Here is a 20204-nt window from a genome sequence, read left to right as displayed (position 1 = left end):
GGGACCGCACCGGCCGGCGCGGTCCCGTCCGGACGTCAGAGCCCGAGGGCCGCGGCCACCTCGCGCAGGGCCGGCACCGGGTCGTCGCGCATCGGCAGGGCCTGCACCGCGACGTGGTCCGCCCCGGCGTCGAGGTGCTCTCGTAGCCGGGTCGCGATGTACTCCGCGTCGCCGTGCGCGACGAGCGCGTCGACGACCCGGTCGGTGCCGTCGTTGTCGAGTTCCTCGGCGGTGAAGCCGGTGCGTTCCAGATTCGCCCGATAGTTGCGCAGTTTCAGATACGGGTTGGCCACGGCCTTGCGGCCGATGGTGCGGGCCGTGGCGACGTCGGTGGACAGCACGATCTTCTGCTCGGGGGCGAGCACGACGTCCGGGCCGAGCACATCGCGCGCCTCGCGGGTGTGCTCGGGGGTGGTGAGGTACGGATGGGCCCCGGCGGACCGGTCTGCGGACAGCTTCAGCACCTTCGGTCCCAGCGCGGCGAGCACCCGCCGCGCCTCGGGTAAGCCCTCGCGGTCGAGCACGTCCAGGTATTCGACCAGTGCCGTGTACGGCTTGCGGTACGTCTCACCGTGCGCCTCGGGGTGGCCGACGCCGACCCCGAGCAGGAAGCGGCCGGGGTGGCGTTCCTCGAGCCGGTGGTAGGAGGCGGCGATCTCGTCGGCGGGGGCGGTCCAGATGTTGACGATGCCGGTGGCCACGACGATGTTCTCGGTGGCGTCGAGGAGACGTTCGGCCACCTCGAGGTCGGCGGGCGGTGAGCCGCCGATCCAGATGGTGCCGTAACCGAGTTTCTCGATCTCGGCTCCGGTCTCCGGTGGGAGGCCGGTCGCGTGCCGCCAGACGCCGAAACGGCCGAGCGGGGGAGTCTGTGTCGTGTTCTCTGCCTTCGTCGAATCGGTCACCCCGGATCCAACCTTCGGGGGATCCGGTTTCATTCCGGGTGAGCGATCGCCGCTCTTCACCCCCGCCGTATCCGGACCTGCGCCCGCCGACGCGACGCACCCCGCGATCGGCATCCGGCCCTGCGAGGTGCCGCCCGGCCCACCGGGGTGCGACGGCGTTGCCGGCGCTGCCGCAGGACCAGGTAGACGACCAGCGCCGCCACCGCCGACACGGCGACCGCCGGGCCGACCCGTTTCAGGACGGACCCGCGGGCGTACTGCATCAGGTCCAGGGGTGCGGCCTCGCTGGGCTGGGGTGCGGGCGTCACCGGGGTGGCCAGGGCGGCTTCCGGGGGCGGTCCTGCCGGGGCGGCGGGCGCGACGGCTTCCGCGGCCGCTTCCGGGGCGGGGACCGGGGCCGGTGCGGCGGGCGGGCCGCCGAGCTTGTCCGCCAGGCACGCCGTGAACTGCTCGATGATCTTGCCGCCGACGTCGGAGATCATGCCCCGGCCGAACTGGGCGGGCTTGCCCGTGATGGACAGGTCGGTCACGACGGTGCCCTCGGTACGGTCGCCGTCGCCGGTGAGCGTGATCGTGAACGTCGCGTTCACGGTGCCGTTGCCGCGGGAATCCTTCGCGGCGGCCTCCATGACCGCGCGACGGGCCTGTTCGTCGGTCTCGACGAACTTCCCGGTGCCCTTGTACAGCAGTTGCACCGGCCCCATCTTGATCTTCACGGTGCCGGTGAAGGTGTTGCCGTCGACGCCGGTGAGGGTGGCCCCGGGCATGCAGGGTGCCACCTTCTCCGGATCCAGCAGGGCCGTCCACACCTCCTCGACGGGTGCCGGCACGGACATGTGGTGTTCGAGTTGCATGGGTCGTCTCCAGTGCTTGTTCAGGCAACAGTGCTTGCTCAGGCGATGTCCGCTGCCGTCGACACCGCACGGCGCGTGAGCACCCGCGCGAGTTGGCGACGGTAGTCGGCGTCGGCGTTGCCGTCGCTCATGGGGGAGGTGCCCTCGGTGGCCTGCTCGGCAGCGGCCCGGATGGTGTCGGCCGTCGCGGGCTGCCCGACGAGTGCCTGCTCGACGGCGTGCGCGCGGACCGGCACGGCCGCCATGTTGGTCAGCGCCACCCGGGCCTGCCGGATCGTGCCGCCGTCGGTCTGCACGGTGGCGGCGACCGCGACGATCGACCAGGCGTGCGCCACACGGTTGAACTTCTCGTACCGCGCCGCCCACCCCGTGCGCTTGGGGATCCGCACCTCGACGAGGATCTCCTCGGGCTGCAGGGTGGTGGTGAAGTAGTCGTCGAAGAAGTCCGCGGCGGGGATGCTGCGCCGCCCCGACGGTCCGGCCGCGACGAGGGTCGCCTCGAGCGCGAGCACCGGCGCGCCGAGATCCCCGGCGGGATCGGCGTGGGCCAGTGCCCCGCCGAGAGTGCCCCGGTGCCGGATCTGCGGGTCGGCCACCGTGCTCGTGGCCTCGGCGAGCAACCGGGCGTGCTCCCGCACGAGCGGATCGTGGATCACATCGTGGTGCGTGGTCATCGCACCGATCACGAGGTCGCCGCCGTCCTCGCGGACACCCCGCAACTCCGGGATCCGTCCGAGGTCGACGAGCGTGGTGGGGGCCGCCAGCCGCAGCCGCAGCACCGGCATCAGGGACTGCCCGCCGGCGATGATCTTGGCGTCCTCCCCCGCCGAGGCGAGGGCGGCGACGGCCTCGTCGACGGTGGTGGGCGCGACGTAGTCGAACGTCGACGGGATCATCGGGCGCCTCCCTGAGCCGAGTTCCGGGCTGATTCGACGGCGTGCCACACCCGCATCGGCGTGCACGGCATCTCGATGTCCCGTACGCCGAGGTGACGCACGGCGTCGAGGACGGCGTTGACCACCGCGGGGGTGGAGGCGATCGTGCCGGCCTCGCCGACTCCCTTGACACCGAGCGGGTTTCCCACCGCCGGGGTCTCGGTGCGGTCGGTGGTGAACGTCGGCAGGTCCGCAGCGGACGGCAGCAGGTATTCGGCGAACGAGCCGCTGAGCAGGGTGCCGGACTCGTCGTGCACGGCCTCCTCGTAGAGGGCCTGCGCGATGCCCTGGGCGAGACCCCCGTGCACCTGCCCCTCCACGATGAGCGGGTTGACGACGTGCCCGACGTCGTCGACGCACACGTACGAGCGGATACGCACCTGGCCGGTCTCGGTGTCCACCTCGGCGGCACACAGGTGCGTACCGTGCGGGAACGAGAAGTTGTCCGGGTCGTAGGTGGCCTCGGAGTCGAGGTTGGGTTCGATGCCCTCGGGCAGGTCCGCGGCGGTGAACACCGCGAGCGCGATGTCGCTCATGCCCACGGCCTTCTCGGTGCCCCTCACCCGGAACCGGCCTTCGGCGAACTCGAGGTCGTCCTCCGAGCACTCCATCATGTGCGCCGCGATCGGTCTGGCCTTCGCGATCACCTTCTCCGCGGCCTTGACGACCGCCACGCCGCCGACGGCCAGCGACCGGGATCCGTAGGTGTCCAGTCCGCGCGGGGAGCTCTGCGTATCACCGTGCAGCACCTCGACGTCCTCGAACGGCACACCGAGCCGGTCGGCGACGATCTGGCTCCACGCCGTCTCGTGCCCCTGCCCGTGCGACGACGAACCGGTGACCACCTCGACCCGGCCGGTGGGCAGCATCCGGATCGCGGCGTGCTCCCAGCCGCCCGCCCCGTAGTTGAGCGAGCCGAGTACCCGCGACGGCGCCAGGCCGCACATCTCGGTGAAGGTCGACACCCCGATGCCGAGCTGCACCGGATCGTTCCGGCCGCGACGTTCCTCCTGCTCACGGCGCAGCTCGTCGTAGTGGAACAGATCGCGGGCCTTCGCGGTGGCGGCCTCGTAGTTGCCGGAGTCGTAGGTCAGGCCCGCGACGGTGTCGAACGGGAACTCCTCGTGCCGGATCCAGTTCTTCGCGCGCAGCTCGAGCGGATCCATCGACAGCTCGGCGGCGAGCTCGTCCATGATCCGTTCGATCCCGAACGTCGCCTCGGGCCGGCCCGCGCCGCGGTAGGCGTCGGTGGGCACCTTGTTCGTGAACACGTTGGTGCACGTGAAGTGGTAGGCGCCGAATTTGTAGATGCCGTTGAACATGAACGCGCCCAGGATCGGCACGCCGGGGGTGACCAGCCGCAGGTAGGCACCCATGTCGGCCAGCAGCTCGACCTTCAGGCCGACGACGGTGCCGTCGCGGCGCGCGGCGAGGGTGAGCTTCTGGATCTGGTCGCGGCCGTGATGCGCCGCGACCATCGACTCGCTGCGGGTCTCGGTGTACTTCACCGGTTTCCCGAGCCGGCGCGCGACGAGCAGGGCGAGCAACTCCTCCGGCGTCACCTGCAGTTTGCCGCCGAAGCCACCGCCGACGTCCGGGGCGATCACCCGCAGCTTGTGCTCGGGGATGCCGAGCGTCATCGCCAGCATGATCTTGAGGATGTGCGGGACCTGCGTGGCCGACCACACCGTGATCTGCGGCCCGGTCGGGTCGACGACCACGGAACGGGGTTCCATGAATGCCGGGATGAGCCGCTGCTGCCGGAACGTGCGCTCGACGACCACCTCGGCGTCCCGGATGGTCTGCTCGACGTCGCCTCCGGTGCCGGCCTCGGCGGAATCGAACGTCCACGTCGCGCTGACGTTGGTGCCGAGGTCCGGATGCACGAGGTCGGCGCCGTCGCGGGCCGCGTCCGCCAGGTCGAGGACCACGGGCAGATCGTCGTAGTCGACGTCGATCGCCTCGAGGGCGTCGTGGGCCTCGTAGGCGCTGCGCGCGACGACGACGGCGACGGCCTCCCCGGCGAAGTTGACCGTGTCCACCGCCAGCGCCGGCGCGGGCGGGATCTTCATGTCGGGGGTGATCACCCACGCACACGGCAGGCTGCCCTGCTCCGGCGAGGCGTCCGCACCGGTGAGCACCGCCACCACGCCGGGCCGCTGCCGGGCTTCCGACGTGTCGATCGACGTGATGCGGGCGTGGGCGAACGGGCTGCGCAGGATCGCCATGTGCAGCATCCCCGGCAGGACGAGATTGTCGGTCCAGCGGGTGCGTCCGGTGACGAGATGCTCGTCCTCCTTGCGCCGCCGCGCCTGGCCGATCTCCGGTTCGACGGTACTGGTCATCGTCCGCCTCCCGCCGCCGCGTCGGTCTGCAGTTCGGCCGCTCGGGCCTTCTGCGCCGCGTCCAGCGCCGCCTTCACGATGTTCTGGTAGCCGGTGCAGCGGCACAGATTGCCCTCGAGGCCGAGCCGCACCTCCTGCTCGTCGGGATCGGGGTTCTCCTCGAGCAGGTCGATAGTCGACATGATCATGCCGGGCGTGCAGTAGCCGCACTGCAGGGCGTGGTTGTCGTGGAACGCCTGCTGGACGGGGTGCAGCACGCCGTCGCGGGACAGGCCTTCGACGGTGGTGACCTCCGAACCGTCGGCCTGCACGGCGAGCACCGAGCAGGACTTGACGCTGCGGCCGTCGAGATGCACGGTGCAGGCGCCGCAGTTGCTGGTGTCGCAGCCGACCACGGTGCCGACCTTGCCGAGCCGCTCGCGCAGGTAGTGCACGAGCAGCAGCCTCGGTTCCACCTCGTCCGTGTAGGCCGTCCCGTCGACGGTGACAGTGATGCGCATCGGGCCTCCAATGCCGGGAACATCCGGGATCCAAGATCGTCGAGAAGTGTTCACTGACACTGTGCTCCAACGGTGACTACCGAACACGCCGATTCGCCGAATCGGTGGCGGATCAACCTTGTTCCCGCGTTTGCGGCGGCCGGGCCGAGGGAATTCGCACGGACACGTTCGTCGGAGAGCGACAGGCGGAGGTGAGAGGTGACCGCGGTGGAGGAGATCGTCGAGCGAGGCGCCGGACGGGAACTGCCCGTCGTCGGCAGCCTGGCGGAACTGACGGACCTGGTGATGTCCCACGACTCCGAGATCTACCTGCGGTACTCGAAGGGTCCGGACAGCGATGCGCGGAAGGGCCCGAGCAAGGACTACGAGGCCGACGTGACACTGCCCGGCTTGTCGGTGACCACGATCGTCCCGGCTTGTCGGTGACCACGATCGTCCCGGAGCCGTGGTGGCCCCGGCCCGCCGTCGACTGGGTGGCGCGCCGGATCCGCAAGTACGCCGAGCTGGGCCGCGAGAGCGGCCGATTCGCGTGGCTGCTGACCGGCACGGTGGTCGGCGAGGGGCCGGACCACGAACCGCTCGTCGTGCGCGCCCGCCCGCTGGCACGCCTGTCCGACGAGCTGCTCGACGAGGCGGCCGAGTGCTACCGGGCCCGGTTCCGCGTCGGGAACGATTCGCGGAGCTGAGTCGCGTCGCGGGAGCGCGCGCGGGGTACCCGTCGGGCATGGACCAGTCCGAAACTCCCATGCTGGATGCGCTGGATCAGTACCACCGACTCGACCGCTACGGATTCTCCCCGCCCGGCCACCGGCAGGGCCGCGGCGCCGACCCGCGGGTGACGAAAGTGCTCGGGCTCGATCCGTTCCGCTCGGACGTGCTCGCCTCCGGAGGCCTCGACGACCGGAGGTCGCGCAATGGCTACCTGTCGCGGGCGGAGCAGCTCATGGCCGAGGCGGTCGGTGCGCAGCAGGCGTTCTTCTCCACCTGTGGCAGCTCGCTGTCGGTGAAGGCCGCGATGATGGCGGTGGCGGGCAACGATCCGGGGGGACTGCTCGTCGGCCGGGACTCGCACAAGTCGATCGTGGCCGGTCTGATCTTCAGCGGCGTCACGCCCCGCTGGATCACGCCCCGCTGGGACGAGGAGATGCACTTCTCCCATCCGCCGTCGCCGGAACAGGTGCGAGAGACGTGGGAGAAGTACCCGGACGCGGCCGGCGCGCTGATCGTCAGTCCCAGTCCCTACGGCACGTGCGCCGACATCGAGGGCATCGCGAAGGTCTGTCACGAGCGGGGCAAGCCCCTCATCGTCGACGAGGCGTGGGGTGCGCACCTGCCGTTCCACGACGACCTGCCCACCTGGGCGATGGACGCCGGCGCCGACATCTGCGTCGTCAGTGTCCACAAGATGGGTGCCGGCTTCGAGCAGGGATCGGTCTATCACCTGCAGGGCGACCTGGTGGACGGCGCGCACCTGTCGGCCTGCGCCGATCTGCTGATGACGACGAGCCCGAACGTGATGATCTACTCGGCGATCGACGGGTGGCGCCGGCAGATGGTCGAGCACGGCATCGAACTGCTCGGCGACGCCCTGCAACTGGCCCGGCGGACCCGCGAGCGGATCGCCGGGATCGACGGCCTCACCGTCCTCGAGGACCGCCTGCTCGGCGAGGAGGCCTCACACGACCTGGATCTCCTCCAGGTCCTGATCGACGTGAGCGAACTCGGCGTCTCCGGCTACCAGTGCAGCGACTGGCTGCGCGAGCACTGCCGGCTCGATCTCGGCATGACCGATCACCGGCGCATCCTGGCGACCTTGTCCATGGCCGACGACGAGAGCACCACCGATCGGCTCGTCTCGGCGCTCGAGTCGCTGTCGCAGGCCGCGGAGTCGTTCGATCCGCCGCCGCAGATGTATCTGCCGAGTCCCGGGGAACTGCAGCTCGACTCGGTGATGTCGCCACGCGACGCGTTCTTCGGCAAGGCGGAGATGGTCGATGCGAGCAGTGTCACCGGGCGCATCGCGGCCGAGCAGATCACCCCCTACCCGCCGGGCATTCCCGCCGTCGTGCCGGGGGAGCGCCTCGACGACGCCGTCGTCGACTACCTGCGCAGCGGCGTGAACGCCGGGATGACGATTCCCGACGCGACCGACACCTCGCTCGAGCAGTTCCGGGTGGTCGCCGAGAACTGACCGCCGCGCACCTACTGACCCGGCACCGCGGTGTCCTCGTGGGCGTGGATCGGGCCCGCGGTGCGGGCGAGGTGCTCGCCGCGGCCGCCCCATTTCAGCGCGATGATCTCGGCCGCGATCGACACCGCGGTCTCCTCCGGTGTGCGCGCCCCGAGATCCAGCCCGATGGGAGAGCACAGCCGCGCGAGCTCGTCGTCCGTCATCCCCGCTTCACGCAGGCGCGCCGATCGGTCCTCGTGCGTGCGCCGCGAGCCCATCGCGCCCACGTAGGCCAGGTCGAGCCGCAACGCCACCTCGAGCAGCGGCACGTCGAACTTCGGGTCGTGGGTGAGCACCGTGACCACGGTGCGCGAGTCCACGCGCCCCGCGGCCGCCTCGGCGGCGAGGTAGCGGTGCGGCCAGTCCACGACCACCTCGTCGGCGGCGGGGAACCGGGCGGCGGTGGTGAACACGCCCCGGGCGTCGCACACCGTCACGCGGTAGCCGAGGAATGAGCCGAGCTGCGCCATGGCGGCCGCGAAATCGATGGCGCCGAACACCAGCAACCGCGGCGGCGGCTGGAAGGAGTGGACGAACACCGACATGCCCTCGCCCCGGCGCTGCCCGTCGGGCCCGTAGTGCAGCGTCGCGGTCCGGCCCGCGGCGAGCAGACCCCGCGCGTCGTCGGCGACGGCGTCGTCCGCCCGCGCCGACCCCAGCGACCCGCGCGCGCGATCCGGCCACACCGCCAGGCGACGCCCCACCCATGCCGGATCGGGATGTTCGGTGACGGTGGCGACCGCGACGGCCTCCTCGGCCCGCATCGACGCGACGACTTCACCCAGCTCGGGAAACGCGGCGGCATCCACCCGTTCGACGAACACGTCGATGATGCCGCCGCACGTGAGGCCGACGGCGAAGGCGTCGTCGTCGGACACGCCGTACCGCTGCAACACGGGCACACCGTCGTCGAGCACCTGCTGCCCGAGCTCGTACACGGCGCCTTCCACGCAACCGCCGGAGACGCTGCCGGTCACCGTGCCGTCCCCGGCGACGAGCATCGCGGCGCCCGGTGCGCGGGGCGCGGACCGGAACGTCGAGACCACGGTTCCGAGGGCGACGGTGTCACCGGCCCGGTAGCGACGTTCGAGTTCGTCGAGAACTTCACGCACGGTGGACCTCCTCCAGCAGTTCCTGCAGCGTCGCGAGGCTGTGCCCCGCGAGCAGACGGTCGAGATGCGGCAGGGCGGCCGCGATGCCGGACTGCACGGGCTCGTACCCGGCCGCCCCGGCGTGCGGATTGACCCACAGGACGGCGTGGGCGAGCCGCCGCAGCTGGGCGAGCTGCTCGGCGAGCAGGGCCGGATCGCCGCGTTCCCACCCGTCCGAGAAGATCACCACGACGGCGCCGCGCGCGAGGCCGCGCCGGCCCCACCGGTTCAGGAAAGCCCGCAGGGTCTCGCCGAGCCGGGTGCCGCCCGCCCAGTCGGGGACCGCCCGGCCCGCCGCGGCGAGGGCGCGTTCCGGGTCGCGGGCCCGCAGCGCGCGCGAGAGCCGCGTGAGGCGGGTGCCGAGGGAGAACACCTCGGTGTGGGCGGGATCGGCGCGGGTCACCACGTGCGCGAACCGCAGCAGCGCGTCCGCGTACGGGCTCATCGAGCCGGAGACGTCGAGCAGCAGCACCACCCGGCGCGCCCGGGTCGCCCTGCCGTGCCGGCTCGGCCGGACGGGTTCGCCTCCGGCCGCGAGCATCCGGCGCACCGTGCGGTGCGGGTCGATGCGGCCCCGGCGCGACGGGCGCAGCCGCATCGCCGGACGGGTGGGCGGCCGCGGATGCAGCGTCGCGATCAGTTCCGCGAGGTGTGCCCGCTCGGCGTCGGTCAGTTCCGCGATGTCGCGCCGGCGGAGCACGTCGGTGTCGTCCGCCGCGACCCGCAGTTCGGGGCCGCCGCCGGCGGTCTCGTCGCCTCCCGAGGGCGTGAGGCCCGCGATGCGGGCCCGGCGCGGAGTGCGGGTGCGCGGCGACGTCACGTCGGGTGCCGTTCCGCCGAACCAGCTTTCGAACGCGAGGTCGTAGCGGGGGATGTCGTCGGGGTCGTGGCACAGGGTGGCGCGCCCGGCCCAGTACACCTGACGGCGGTCGCCGAGGTCGATCTCGCGCAGCGCGCGCAGGTAGGCCACGGTGGCGTCCGAGGCGACGGACAGGCCGGCCGCGGCGAGGGCGCGGGTGAAGCCGGTGAGTCCGACGAGGGAACCCCCGGCGTCGGTGGTCGTCGTCATCGCGGCTGTCACCCCGTCAGGAGCCGGTCGAGCCCGGTGCGGACCACCCGGTCGAGGTCCTCCCGGTACTTCAGGACGGCACCGAGGGTCGCGGCCGCGGTCGTCGCGTCGAGCACGTCGCGGTCGAGTTCCCGCAGCGCTCGTGCCCAGTCCAGCGACTCCGCGACCCCGGGCGGTTTGAGCAGGTCCATCCCGCGCATGGCCTGCACGGCGTGGGCGACCTGCGCCGCGAGGTGTTCGTCGATGCCCGGGATGCGGCGGCGCAGGATCTCCACTTCCCGCGCGAGGTCGGGGTGTTCGAGCCAGTGGTACAGGCAGCGGCGTTTGAGGGCGTCGTGCACCTCGCGGGTGCGGTTCGAGGTGAGCACCACGAGCGGCGGCGTCTGCGCCCGCACCTGTCCGAGTTCGGGGATGGTGACGGCGTTCTCGTCGAGCACCTGCAGCAGGAAGGCTTCGAATTCGTCGTCGGCCCGGTCGATCTCGTCGACGAGCAGCACGCACGGCGCGTCGGTGAGCGCCTGCAGCAGGGGCCGCGCGAGCAGGAACCGCTCGGTGTACAGCGAGCGCTCCGCCTCCTCGGCCTCGAGACGGCCGCCGCTCGCGGCCTCGAGGGTGCGCAGATGCAGCAGCTGCCGGGGAAAGTCCCAGTCGTAGAGGGCCTGGGACGCGTCGATGCCCTCGTGGCACTGCAACCGGATCAGCGGCAGGCCCAGCGCGTCGGCGAGGGCGACGGCCAGCGACGTCTTGCCGGTGCCGGGTTCCCCCTCGCAGAACAGCGGGCGGCCCATGCGCAGCGCCAGGAACGCCACCGTCGCGAGCCCGTCGTCGGCGAGGTACCCGGTCGTGTCCAGTGCCCGCGTCAGCTCCGCCGGTGAGCCGATCGCCGCCGTTGCCGTCATGGTGCGAGCCTATGGCAGCGCCGCTGCCGAGGTGCGTTTTCCGATCCCCGGGCACTGCGGGCGGGGACCGAGCAGCTCGGCGGTCAGGCGACGGCCACGACCTCGAGGCGCGGGGTGTCGTCCGTGCGGTGCCGGGCCAGGTCCGCGGCGCCGACGATCCCGGCGTCGGGGCCGAGTTCGGCCAGGCGCACCGGCGCGGCCGGGCGGTGCCCGCGTCCGGTCAGCCGCTGGGCGAACGTGGCGACGGCGGGGCCGCGCAGCAGCTCCCCGGCCTCGCACACTCCGCCGCCGAGGACGAAGACCTCCGGGTCGAGGAACGCCGCGAGGTCGGCCATGCCGTGCCCGAGCCACGTGCCGATCGTGCGGAAGCACTCGAGCGCGGCGGCGTCGCCCTCGCGCGCGGCGGTGGTGACGTGGTGCCCGGTGATCTGCTCGGCGCGCCCGCCGGCCAGCTCGAGCAGCCGGCCGGCGAGCGCGGGCGAGACGCTTGCGATCTCCTGTGCCTCCCGCACCAGGGCCCGCCCGCTGGCGTACCGCTCCCAGCAGCCGTGGTTCCCGCACCCGCAGCGCCGACCGTGCGGTTCGACGTTGAGGTGGCCGAGTTCCGCGGCGAGCCCGGAGGATCCGCGGTGCAGGGCGCCGTCGATGATCAGCCCGCCGCCGATGCCCGTGCCGACGGTGAGCACGATCGCGGTGCGGGCGCCGCGGCCCGCGCCGAAGCGCGCCTCGCCCCAGGCGGCGGCGTTGGCGTCGTTCTCGACGACGGTCGGCAGCCCGCACGCGGCCTCGACGGCCGCCCCGAGCGGTTCGCCGCGCCACGCGAGGTTGGGGGCGAACAGTACGGTACGACGATCGGCGGCGACGAACCCGGCGGCGCCGATCCCCACCGCGCACACGTCGTGCGCGGCGCGGAGTTCGCGGACGACGTCGGCGACGACGTCCTCGGTGCGGGCGGGGTCGTCCGACGGCGTGGCGCGGCGGAGCCGGGCGTGCAGGGTGCCGTGTTCGTCGACCACGCCGGCGGCAACCTTGGTGCCGCCCACGTCGATTCCGATGGTCAGTGCCATGTCTGTTCTCTCCCTGACTTCAGTTGCCGGACGGGTTCAGGCGGCGTCCATGTCCTCGAGCTCGCGGCCCTTGGTCTCTTTCACCCAGCGCAGGACGAACAGCAGCGACAGCACCGCGCACACGGCGTAGAAGCCGTACGACATGCCCAGCGACAGCTCCTTCATGGCGGGGAAGGAGACGGTGATGACCCAGTTGGCCGCCCACTGCGCGCCGGCGGCGAGCGACAGTGCCGCCGCGCGGATCCGGTTGGGGAAGGCCTCGCCGAGCAGGACCCACACGACCGGTCCCCACGACATGCCGAAGGCGACGACGAACAGGTTCGCGGCGATCAGCGCGATCGGTCCCTGCAGTCCGGTCAGGTGCGGGGTGGTCACACCGTCGACGACGGTGGTCGAGGCGGTGGCGAAGACGACGGCCATCGTGGCGAGGGTGACGGCCATGCCCGCCGAGCCGATGATCAGCAGGGGCCGGCGTCCGACGCGGTCGACGAATGCGATGGCCACGAGGGTGGTGGCGATGTTGACGACGGAGGTGACGACGGTGATGACGAGGGAGCTGCTCTCGTCGAATCCCACTGCCTGCCAGAGGATGCTGGAGTAGTAGAAGATCACGTTGATACCGACGAACTGCTGGAACACCGACAGTCCGATGCCGATCCACACGATGGGCAGCAGGCCCAGCGCGGGTCCTCTCAGGTCGCGCAGCGACGGGGTGTGCTCGTGGCCGAGGGTGGCGCGGATCGATTCGATGCGCAGGTCGATGCCCTGCTCGCCGAGCAGCATGCCGAGGATGCCGCGGGCCTCGCCGATGCGGCCCTTCGCGACGAGATAGCGCGGCGACTCCGGGATGGTGAGGGTCAGGAATCCGTACACGAGGGCGGGGACGGCCATGGACAGGAACATCCAGCGCCACGCCTCGAGTCCGAACCACAGTTCCTCGCGGGAGCCGCCGGCGAGAGCGGCGAGTGCATAGTCGACGAGCAGGGCGGAGAAGATGCCGACGACGATCGCGAGTTGCTGCAGCGATCCGAGGCGGCCGCGTACCCGGGCGGGGGAAATCTCGGCGATGTAGGCGGGGGCGATGACGGAGGCGAGTCCGACGCCGACGCCGCCGACGATCCGGAACAGGACGAGAGTTTCGACGTTGAAGGCGAATCCGGTGCCGAACGCGCTGACCAGGAACATCGCGGCGGCGACCTGCATCGTGGTGAGGCGGCCGTAGCGGTCCGCGATGCGACCGGCGAGGACGGCGCCGCCGGCCGCGCCGAGCAGGGCCGAGGCGACGGCGAAACCGAGGACGGCGGACGAGACGGCGAACCGGGATTCGATGGCCGAGACGGCGCCGTTGATGACGGCGCTGTCGAAGCCGAACAACAGACCGCCGAGCGCGGCGATGACGGCGATGCGGACCGGCACCGCGGCGCCGGCGGTGTCCGGCCCGGTGTCGGGGACGGTCGGGAGCGCGACGTGGTTGCTCATGGGACTCCTCGTAGGCGGCGGGAACCGGCCGCGGCGGTCCCGTTCCGGGAGGCGAGTGGCGGCGGTCACGCGAACTGTGTGCTGGACCACAGTAGGGCGAAGACGGCTCTGTCGTCAAGAAATGAACGAACAAATCCTTCTTGATGATCTTCTATGTTCGAATGTGAACTTAAATAGCGACCTGGAGCGAGAAGAAATCGTCGGAGTCGATCATCAGTGCGGGTTGGCCGCCCGCAGGCCCAGGGCGACCGCCCCGAGCACCTGGGCGCGGGCCCCGAGGGCCGCGGTGCGCACCTGCACGGTGCGCGCGGCGCTGGGCACCGCATACCGCTCGATCGCGCGGCGCAGCGGCTCGAGCAGCAACTCTCCCGCCAGGGCGAGTTCGCCGCCGATCAGGATCAGCTGCGGATTGAGCAGGTTGCACAGGCCCGCCGCCGCGACCCCGACGTGACGGCCGGTGTCCGCGAGCACCCGGGCGCACCCGGCGTCGCCGGCCTCGGCGAGTGCCACCACGTCCGCGATCGTCAGGCCGGGTCCCCGGCTCGGCTCGAGCAGCCCGATCACCACATGCGAGGCCACCATCGTCTCGAGGCAGCCGCGGTTGCCGCACCGGCACACCTGGCCGAACTCGTCGAGGGAGGTGTGACCGATCTCCCCGGCCGTGCCGGCGCGGCCACGGTAGAGCCGCCCGTCCAGGACCAGTCCGGCGCCGACGCCGTCGGACAGCTTGATGTAGGCCAGGTCGTCCATGCCGCGCCCGGCACCCCAGATGTGTTCGGCCAGTGCGCCGAGATTGGCGTCGTTGTCGACATGGACGGGAAGCGCGAGCCGGTCGGCGGCCAGGGCGGCCGGGTCGACGCCGACCCAGCCCGGCAGGATCGACGGCCCGCCGATACGGTGCGTGGCGGACTCGACCGGTGCGGGCAGTCCCATGCCGACGGCCGCCACGGCGTCGCGACCACACCCGAGTTCGACGAGAGCGTCGTCGAGAAGTGCTCCGGCTCTTTCTATTCCGTCCTCGGCGCGGTGCCCGGTCGCCAGCTCGACCCGCTTCTCGGCGAGGATCTCGTGCGACAGGTCGGCGACGGCGACGGTGAGATGCCGGTGCCCGAAGTCGATTCCGACGGCCAGGCCCGCCGACCGGGTGAGCTTGACGGCCCGTCCCCGCTGGCCCGGACGCTCCGCCGCGGCCACCTCCACCAGCCCGCCGGTGGTCAGTTCCCGAACCAGATTCGACACCGTCGCCGGGGCCAGACCGGTGCGCCGGGCGATCTCCGCCTGGGTGAGCTCCCCGCCCGACTGCAGAACCCGAACCACCCGTTGCTGATTGGCCGAACGCAGCGACGACTGCGAGCCAGGGTGGCCGTTCTCCTCACGCATCTACCCAGCGTACCGCCCGGTGCTACCGCTTCGATTCGACCATCTCGGCGATTCGCAGGTCGCGGGTCCTCGTCTGGTGGACGACCATCAACTCGCTCGCGCGCTCCCCGTCTCCGTCGACCACGGCGCGGTAGATCTCCTCGTGCTCGGCTTCGATCAGATCGAGATTGGCGGTGGATCGGGACGCGGTCCCGTCGTAGACATGGAGGCGGGCGTCGAGCAGTTCCATCAACTCGGAGATGGTGGGGTTGTGCGCTGCGACCCGCAGCACGATGTGCCACTCGGCATGCGCCCGCAGACGTTCGTCGGGAACCCCGGTCCGTGCCGACTCGAGTGCCCGCCGCAACATCGCGACGTCGAACTCGGTGCGTCGGAGTGCCGCGGAACGCGCCACGACGGATTCGAGTGCGATGCGTGCTTCGCAGATGTCGAGAATCTCCTCCGGCGACCGCTCGCGGATGACGAAGCCGCGCGACACCTTCGTCACGAGGCCTTCGAGTTCCAGCCGGATGAGCGCCTCCCTGATCGGTGTCCGGGAAACCCCGAGTTCCTCACCCACTGTGGCCGGAACCAGCAGCGCGCCCGGGGCGTAGCGGCCGGAGATGATGCGTGTGCGCAGTTCGCTGTAGGGACCCGGACCTGCAGATGTCACCGGCTTCCTTCCTGTCGGGGCGGTTCGTGTCGAGGGATTCGTCAAGCCGTACCACGCTCGTGGACGCGTGTACAGAGTTTGAATCCATGTGTATACAACTGACGACATGTGCGTGCACATCTGGATAGCGTGACCGGCGTCCGACCGATCGAGGAGTGTCGCATGATCCGTTCCATCCCGACTTCGATTCATGAGTGAGGCAATCGCACCCGAGTTTGCGAGCGTGCAGGGCGGCGAGCGAACCGCCGGGATTCGACGGGTGCTGCCGGGGGCGTTACTGCTGCCCTGGGCAGTTCCGCTGCTGGTTCTGCTGAGCTGGCAGTGGGCCTCCACCGAAGGAGTCGTCCCAGCCTCCGTCCTGCCGCCGCCGACCGACGTCCTCGACACCGCGCGTTCGCTGTGGTCCACGGGCGAGTTGCAGTCGCATATCACAGTCAGCCTCCGGCGCATCGTCATCGGCTTCGGCATCGGCGCGACCATAGGTCTCGTCCTCGGTTTCGCCGTCGGCCTCTCCCGTATCGCGGAAGGGATATTCGACCGCACCCTGCAGATGGTGCGCGCACTCCCGCATCTGGCGTTGGTGCCCCTGCTCATCGCCGCGTTCGGGATCGGCGAACTGCCCAAGATCGTTCTCGTGATCCTCGGCGTCGTCTTCCCGGTGTACCTGAACACCGTCAACGGAATCCGCACGGTCGACGCAAAGCTGATCCAGCTCGGCCGCTCCTACGGCCTGGCCCACTGGGGCATCATCCGCGAGATCGTGGTGCCCGGGGCCATGCCGGTCGTCCTCAACGGCATCCGATACGCGTTGGGCGTCGCCTGGCTCACCCTCGTCATCGCCGAAACCATCGCGACCCGCGAAGGAATCGGGTATCTCGCCCAGAACGGCCGGGAAATGCTCCGCAACGATCGCATCGTCCTTGCCATCGTTCTCTACGCGGTTGCCGGTCTGCTCGCCGACCAGATCGTCCGCCTGATCGAGGCACGCGTCCTGCGCTGGAATGCCAACTACCGAAGGGGGAACCGGTGAAGACGGTCGCAGACGAACTCGTCGGCCTGTGCCTGCGCGGCATCGGACAGCGGTACCGCGACCACTGGGTACTGAGGAATATCGACCTGGACGTCGCGCCGGGCGAGTTCGTCTCGATCCTGGGCCCGAGCGGGGTCGGCAAGTCCACGCTGCTCCGCATCCTCGCCGGTCTCGAAGTGCCCGCAGCCGGCACCGTCGAACCGACCGGAGGTGTGCCCGCCGGTGGCCACACCTCGCGGATGATGTTCCAGGAGGATCGGCTGCTGCCCTGGAAGTCGGTCCTGGGCAACGTCACTCTGGGCACCCGTGGAGCGCGTGCCCGGGCGGTCGAACTCCTCGGGCAGGTCGGACTCACGGGTCGGGAGAAGAACTGGCCGGCCGAACTGTCCGGCGGCCAGCGCCAGCGCGTCGCGCTCGCGCGGGCCCTGCTCCACCGGCCGGAGGTTCTGCTCCTCGACGAGCCGTTCGGGGCTCTCGACGCCATCACCCGCGTCACGATGCACCAGCTGCTCGAACGTCTGCTCGTGGAGCACCCGCGCACGGTCCTGCTCGTCACGCACGACGTGGAGGAGGCGCTCGTGCTGTCCGATCGCGTCCTGCTGCTCACTCCCTCCGGCATCACGCGCGACCTGGGCGTCCCGCAGGAGCGGCCGCGGCATCGCGGCGACGCGCAGCTCGCCGCCTGGAAGGAGGAGCTGCTCGCCGGACTCCTCGACGCCGAGCGTGCCGCCCATCCCGACCACTGATATCAGCCCTATCCGAGAGAGGTTGTCCCCTATGAATCCCCGCTCGCCACTTCCCGGATTCGGGCGCCGTCGTTTCCTCGAGGCCGCGGGTCTCGGAGCGCTCGCGGTCACCGGCATCGGAGCGCTGGCCGCCTGCGGCACGAAGGACTCGTCGGGCGCCGCGACGGCACTCACCGAAGTGCGCTACGCACTGATCGGCGACGGCAAGGCCGAACCCGGTACCGTCCTGTCCCACAACCTCGGAGGCTTCGACCTGGCCTCGGACCTCGGCGTGCCGGTGACCTATCCGTCCGGCTTCCCCGCATCGCTGCCGGTGATGGAGGCCATCAAGGCCGGTAGCGTCGACTTCTCGTTCGCCACGGCCACCGCCGTCATCTACGCGATCGGCGGCAACGTACCGGTCGTGCCGCTCGTGTCCTATCCGCTTCCCTCCAACGAGGTCGACATCCTCGTCCCCAAGGGATCCGACATCAAGAGCGCCGCCGACCTGCGCGGCCGTCGCATCGCCGACCATCAGGGCACGACGGGTACCTACAGCCTGGTCAAGTACCTCGACTCCGCTGGGCTGACAATCGACGACGTCGACTACGTCAATCTCACTGCCGCCGACGCGGAAGCCGCCTTCGCCCAGGGGAAGGTCGACGCGTGGATCAACTGGCAGCCCACCATCGAACTGGCCCGGCGCAAGCACAACGCGGACACCCTGCCCGGAGTGAAGACGTACGACTACGCGTTCTTCGTCGCGAGCGAGGATTTCGCCTTCGATCATCCGGAGGCAGCCGCGACACTGGCCCGCAACGTGCGCGACGCCCAGCGCTGGGTCGAGGCGAATCCGGAGACGGCAGTCGACGAGTTCACGGCGCTCGGCGGGTTCGGCGACTCGACGCTCGAGCGGGACGTCTACCTCGATCTGGTGAAAGCCCGGCGGTTGTCCTACTCCGGGGCGGGGCAGTTCACCGCCGTCGACGAAGGAGCGATCGCCGGCACTCAGGATCTCGCCGACAACTTCCACCGGCTCGGCGTGTACCCCGAGCCCGTCGATGTGCGGACCTGGTTGTCCGACAGCAGGTTCGACTCCGTTCGTGCCGCCGTCGCCGCTGAACTCGCCCAGGCCTGACCGTTCACCTCAGGAGACTCTCGTGACCGCACAGATGCACCTCGCTGCCTTCGTCACCGCCGGACCCGGACGCCCGGGCGGGTGGCGTCACCCCGGCTCGGTGCCGGGATGGCTCGACGCCGGCTACTACCAGAACATCGCGCGCACCCTCGAGCACGGTCGCTTCGACCTCGCCTTCTTCCCGGACATCCTGTCCGTCCCGGACCGGTTCGGAGGGAGCACCGATTCCCAGCTCCGCTACGGTGCTCTCGGCTCCCTTCGTATGGATCCGCTGCCGATCATCGCGTCGATGGCCGCCGCGACCCGGCATCTCGGACTCGCCGCGACCGTGTCCACCACGTACGCGCAGCCGTTCAACCTCGCCCGCACCTTCGCGACCCTCGACCACCTGACCTCCGGCCGCGTCGCGTGGAACATCGTCACGTCGTTCCAGGAATCGGAGGCCCGCAACTTCGACCTCGACGAGCAGTTCGACCGAGCCACCCGATACGAGCGCGCCGACGAATTCCTGCAGGTCACCGGCAAGCTGTGGGACAGCTGGGACGACGATGCGCTGGTCCTGGACCCGGACGAGCCGCTCTTCGCCGAGCCGGCCAAGGTGCATCGCATCGATCACCAGGGCCGGTTCTTCTCGGTACAGGGGCCGCTCAACGTGCCGCGCCCGCCCCAGGGGTACCCCGTCCTCATCCAGGCCGGAGCCTCCGCGAAGGGCAAGGACTTCGCCGCCCGCTGGTCGGACGTGATCTTCTGCAGTCACGCATCGAAGGAGTCGGCGCAGGCGTTCTACACGGAGATCAAGGAGCGGGCAGCGAAGTACGGCCGCGATCCGGAATCTGTCAAGATCCTGCCCTCGATCACGCCGGTCGTCGGCCCCACGTCGGCCCGCGCGAAGGAACTGGCCGAGGAGATGTTCGAACTCGTGCCACCGATCGGTGGACTGTCTACTCTTGCATACCATCTCGACGTCGACCTGTCGACGTTCCCGCTCGACGAACGGTTGCCGGAGGTGGAGGTGCCGGGAGTGGAGGGTCACTACAACGAGGTTCGCGAGATCACCGAGCGCGAGGGCCTCACCCTGCGTCAACTCGGTAAGCAGTACGGCGGGCGTTACGAGGGCGGGTTCGTCGGGACCGCGGCCGAGGTCGCCGACGGCCTGCAGGAGTGGTTCGAGGACGGTGCCGCAGACGGATTCACGCTGCAGGCACCGCACCAGCCCGGCGGATTCGAGACGTTCGCCCGTGAGGTGGTGCCCCAGTTGCAGCGGCGTGGAATCCTCCGTACGGAGTACACGGGTGCCACGCTGCGGGAGAACCTCGGCCTGTCCCGTCCCGGGCACGGCGAGTGGGCCGAGCGCGCCGGAGTGCGCCTGTGAATGCCTGGCAATTCGCACACCATCCGGACGCGGTGGACGCGGCGCCGCTCGCCGATGCAGTGGCCGTCGGCACCTCGGCCGGCGCCCCGGGCAGGTTCGTGCTCAGCGCTCGCGGCAACCACTTCGTCAGCGATTCGAGGCTTGCCGACGGTGAGGCCGTTCATGCCGGGGAACTGCTGCTGTCCGCGCTCGCCTCCTGCGCCCTCGCGAACATCGAGCACAATGCCGCCTCGGACGGACTCGAACTCGATGCACTCATCGCCCGCGCGTCCCACGTGCGGGGAACGGACGATCCGACCGTCTACGACCGGACGCTGCTCGAGCTCGAAATCCACGGCCCAGGGGTCCGCGACGCGGAGGAACTGGCCGCAAAATTCGTGGCCACCTGCCCGATCTACAACACGATCAGGCGCGGCAGTGGGGTGGAACTGCGCCTCAACGGACGAGGGCTCGCCCCCGTCGCGTCCGAGTAG

At 70.6% G+C, this 20204-nt stretch carries 20 protein-coding genes; 8 read left to right on the top strand and 12 right to left on the bottom strand.

Annotation, left to right across the window (positions count from 1 at the left end; all coding sequences use genetic code 11):
• Window positions 1-35 precede the first annotated feature (35 nt).
• The 5 genes from AC2IPW_RS24160 to AC2IPW_RS24140 are packed head-to-tail and all read right to left on the bottom strand — an operon-like array spanning window position 36 to window position 5539.
• The gene (locus AC2IPW_RS24160) at window positions 36-938 is read right to left on the bottom strand and encodes an LLM class F420-dependent oxidoreductase (RefSeq protein WP_486375872.1); all 903 of its coding nucleotides are present in this window, start codon (window positions 936-938) and stop codon (window positions 36-38) included.
• Between the two features lie 23 nt (window positions 939-961).
• Window positions 962-1759: an SRPBCC family protein gene (locus AC2IPW_RS24155; RefSeq protein ID WP_486375871.1), complete on the bottom strand. Its 798-nt coding sequence runs from the start codon at window positions 1757-1759 to the stop codon at window positions 962-964.
• Between the two features lie 38 nt (window positions 1760-1797).
• Window positions 1798-2655, bottom strand: coding sequence for an FAD binding domain-containing protein (locus tag AC2IPW_RS24150; RefSeq protein WP_486375870.1), 858 nt, complete (start codon window positions 2653-2655; stop codon window positions 1798-1800).
• A complete protein-coding gene (locus AC2IPW_RS24145; protein ID WP_416062171.1) occupies window positions 2652-5039 on the bottom strand; it encodes a xanthine dehydrogenase family protein molybdopterin-binding subunit in 2388 nt (795 codons plus the stop codon). The genes AC2IPW_RS24150 and AC2IPW_RS24145 overlap by 4 nt, the downstream gene beginning before the upstream one ends.
• Entirely contained in the window at window positions 5036-5539 is a 504-nt protein-coding gene (locus tag AC2IPW_RS24140) for a (2Fe-2S)-binding protein (protein WP_003938697.1), read from the bottom strand. The genes AC2IPW_RS24145 and AC2IPW_RS24140 overlap by 4 nt, the downstream gene beginning before the upstream one ends.
• Window positions 5540-5737: 198 nt before the next feature.
• Here AC2IPW_RS24140 and AC2IPW_RS24135 point away from each other — a divergent pair, with 198 nt between their 5' ends.
• Genes AC2IPW_RS24135 through AC2IPW_RS24125 form a run of 3 tightly spaced genes read left to right on the top strand, consistent with a single transcriptional unit; the run spans window position 5738 to window position 7730 of the window.
• Complete coding sequence (locus AC2IPW_RS24135; RefSeq protein WP_486375869.1) at window positions 5738-5965, top strand: DUF6098 family protein; 228 nt, start codon at window positions 5738-5740, stop codon at window positions 5963-5965.
• Entirely contained in the window at window positions 5962-6225 is a 264-nt protein-coding gene (locus tag AC2IPW_RS24130) for a DUF6098 family protein (protein ID WP_486377062.1), read from the top strand. Before AC2IPW_RS24135 ends, AC2IPW_RS24130 begins: the two co-directional genes overlap by 4 nt.
• A 38-nt stretch (window positions 6226-6263) precedes the next feature.
• Window positions 6264-7730: an aminotransferase class I/II-fold pyridoxal phosphate-dependent enzyme gene (locus AC2IPW_RS24125; RefSeq protein ID WP_486375868.1), complete on the top strand. Its 1467-nt coding sequence runs from the start codon at window positions 6264-6266 to the stop codon at window positions 7728-7730.
• A gap of 11 nt (window positions 7731-7741) precedes the next feature.
• On the opposite strand, the gene AC2IPW_RS24120 is transcribed toward AC2IPW_RS24125, so the two are convergent.
• The 7 genes from AC2IPW_RS24120 to AC2IPW_RS24090 all read right to left on the bottom strand — a co-directional run bounded on the left by AC2IPW_RS24120 (window position 7742) and on the right by AC2IPW_RS24090 (window position 15466).
• Window positions 7742-8881, bottom strand: coding sequence for an XdhC family protein (locus AC2IPW_RS24120; protein ID WP_203011241.1), 1140 nt, complete (start codon window positions 8879-8881; stop codon window positions 7742-7744).
• Window positions 8874-9989 (bottom strand): vWA domain-containing protein, encoded by a 1116-nt coding sequence (locus tag AC2IPW_RS24115; protein WP_017680148.1) that lies wholly within the window; start codon window positions 9987-9989, stop codon window positions 8874-8876. Before AC2IPW_RS24115 ends, AC2IPW_RS24120 begins: the two co-directional genes overlap by 8 nt.
• 8 nt (window positions 9990-9997) lie before the next feature.
• A complete protein-coding gene (locus AC2IPW_RS24110; RefSeq protein ID WP_003938702.1) occupies window positions 9998-10888 on the bottom strand; it encodes an AAA family ATPase in 891 nt (296 codons plus the stop codon).
• Between the two features lie 83 nt (window positions 10889-10971).
• Complete coding sequence (locus AC2IPW_RS24105; RefSeq protein ID WP_003938703.1) at window positions 10972-11955, bottom strand: ROK family glucokinase; 984 nt, start codon at window positions 11953-11955, stop codon at window positions 10972-10974.
• A gap of 36 nt (window positions 11956-11991) precedes the next feature.
• Window positions 11992-13434, bottom strand: a complete 1443-nt coding sequence (locus AC2IPW_RS24100; RefSeq protein WP_450119705.1) for a sugar porter family MFS transporter — start codon at window positions 13432-13434, stop codon at window positions 11992-11994.
• A 213-nt stretch (window positions 13435-13647) separates the two neighbouring features.
• Window positions 13648-14814 (bottom strand): ROK family transcriptional regulator, encoded by a 1167-nt coding sequence (locus tag AC2IPW_RS24095; protein ID WP_486375867.1) that lies wholly within the window; start codon window positions 14812-14814, stop codon window positions 13648-13650.
• A gap of 22 nt (window positions 14815-14836) precedes the next feature.
• On the bottom strand, window positions 14837-15466 hold the full coding sequence (locus AC2IPW_RS24090) for a GntR family transcriptional regulator (RefSeq protein ID WP_486375866.1): 630 nt from the start codon (window positions 15464-15466) through the stop codon (window positions 14837-14839).
• Window positions 15467-15656: 190 nt separating this feature from the next.
• Between AC2IPW_RS24090 and AC2IPW_RS24085 the strand changes: the two genes are divergently transcribed.
• The 5 genes from AC2IPW_RS24085 to AC2IPW_RS24065 are packed head-to-tail and all read left to right on the top strand — an operon-like array spanning window position 15657 to window position 20204.
• Complete coding sequence (locus AC2IPW_RS24085; RefSeq protein ID WP_486375865.1) at window positions 15657-16496, top strand: ABC transporter permease; 840 nt, start codon at window positions 15657-15659, stop codon at window positions 16494-16496.
• On the top strand, window positions 16493-17242 hold the full coding sequence (locus AC2IPW_RS24080) for an ABC transporter ATP-binding protein (protein ID WP_486375864.1): 750 nt from the start codon (window positions 16493-16495) through the stop codon (window positions 17240-17242). Before AC2IPW_RS24085 ends, AC2IPW_RS24080 begins: the two co-directional genes overlap by 4 nt.
• A gap of 31 nt (window positions 17243-17273) precedes the next feature.
• Window positions 17274-18359, top strand: a complete 1086-nt coding sequence (locus AC2IPW_RS24075) for an NrtA/SsuA/CpmA family ABC transporter substrate-binding protein (RefSeq protein WP_486375863.1) — start codon at window positions 17274-17276, stop codon at window positions 18357-18359.
• 34 nt (window positions 18360-18393) lie between these two features.
• A complete protein-coding gene (locus AC2IPW_RS24070; RefSeq protein WP_486377061.1) occupies window positions 18394-19731 on the top strand; it encodes an LLM class flavin-dependent oxidoreductase in 1338 nt (445 codons plus the stop codon).
• A complete protein-coding gene (locus AC2IPW_RS24065) occupies window positions 19728-20204 on the top strand; it encodes an OsmC family protein (protein ID WP_486375862.1) in 477 nt (158 codons plus the stop codon). The genes AC2IPW_RS24070 and AC2IPW_RS24065 overlap by 4 nt, the downstream gene beginning before the upstream one ends.

Source organism: Rhodococcus sp. NS-SX18 (genome assembly GCF_057367935.1).
Note: the sequence above shows the minus strand (reverse complement) of the source record. Positions and strands in the feature narration are given on the sequence as shown.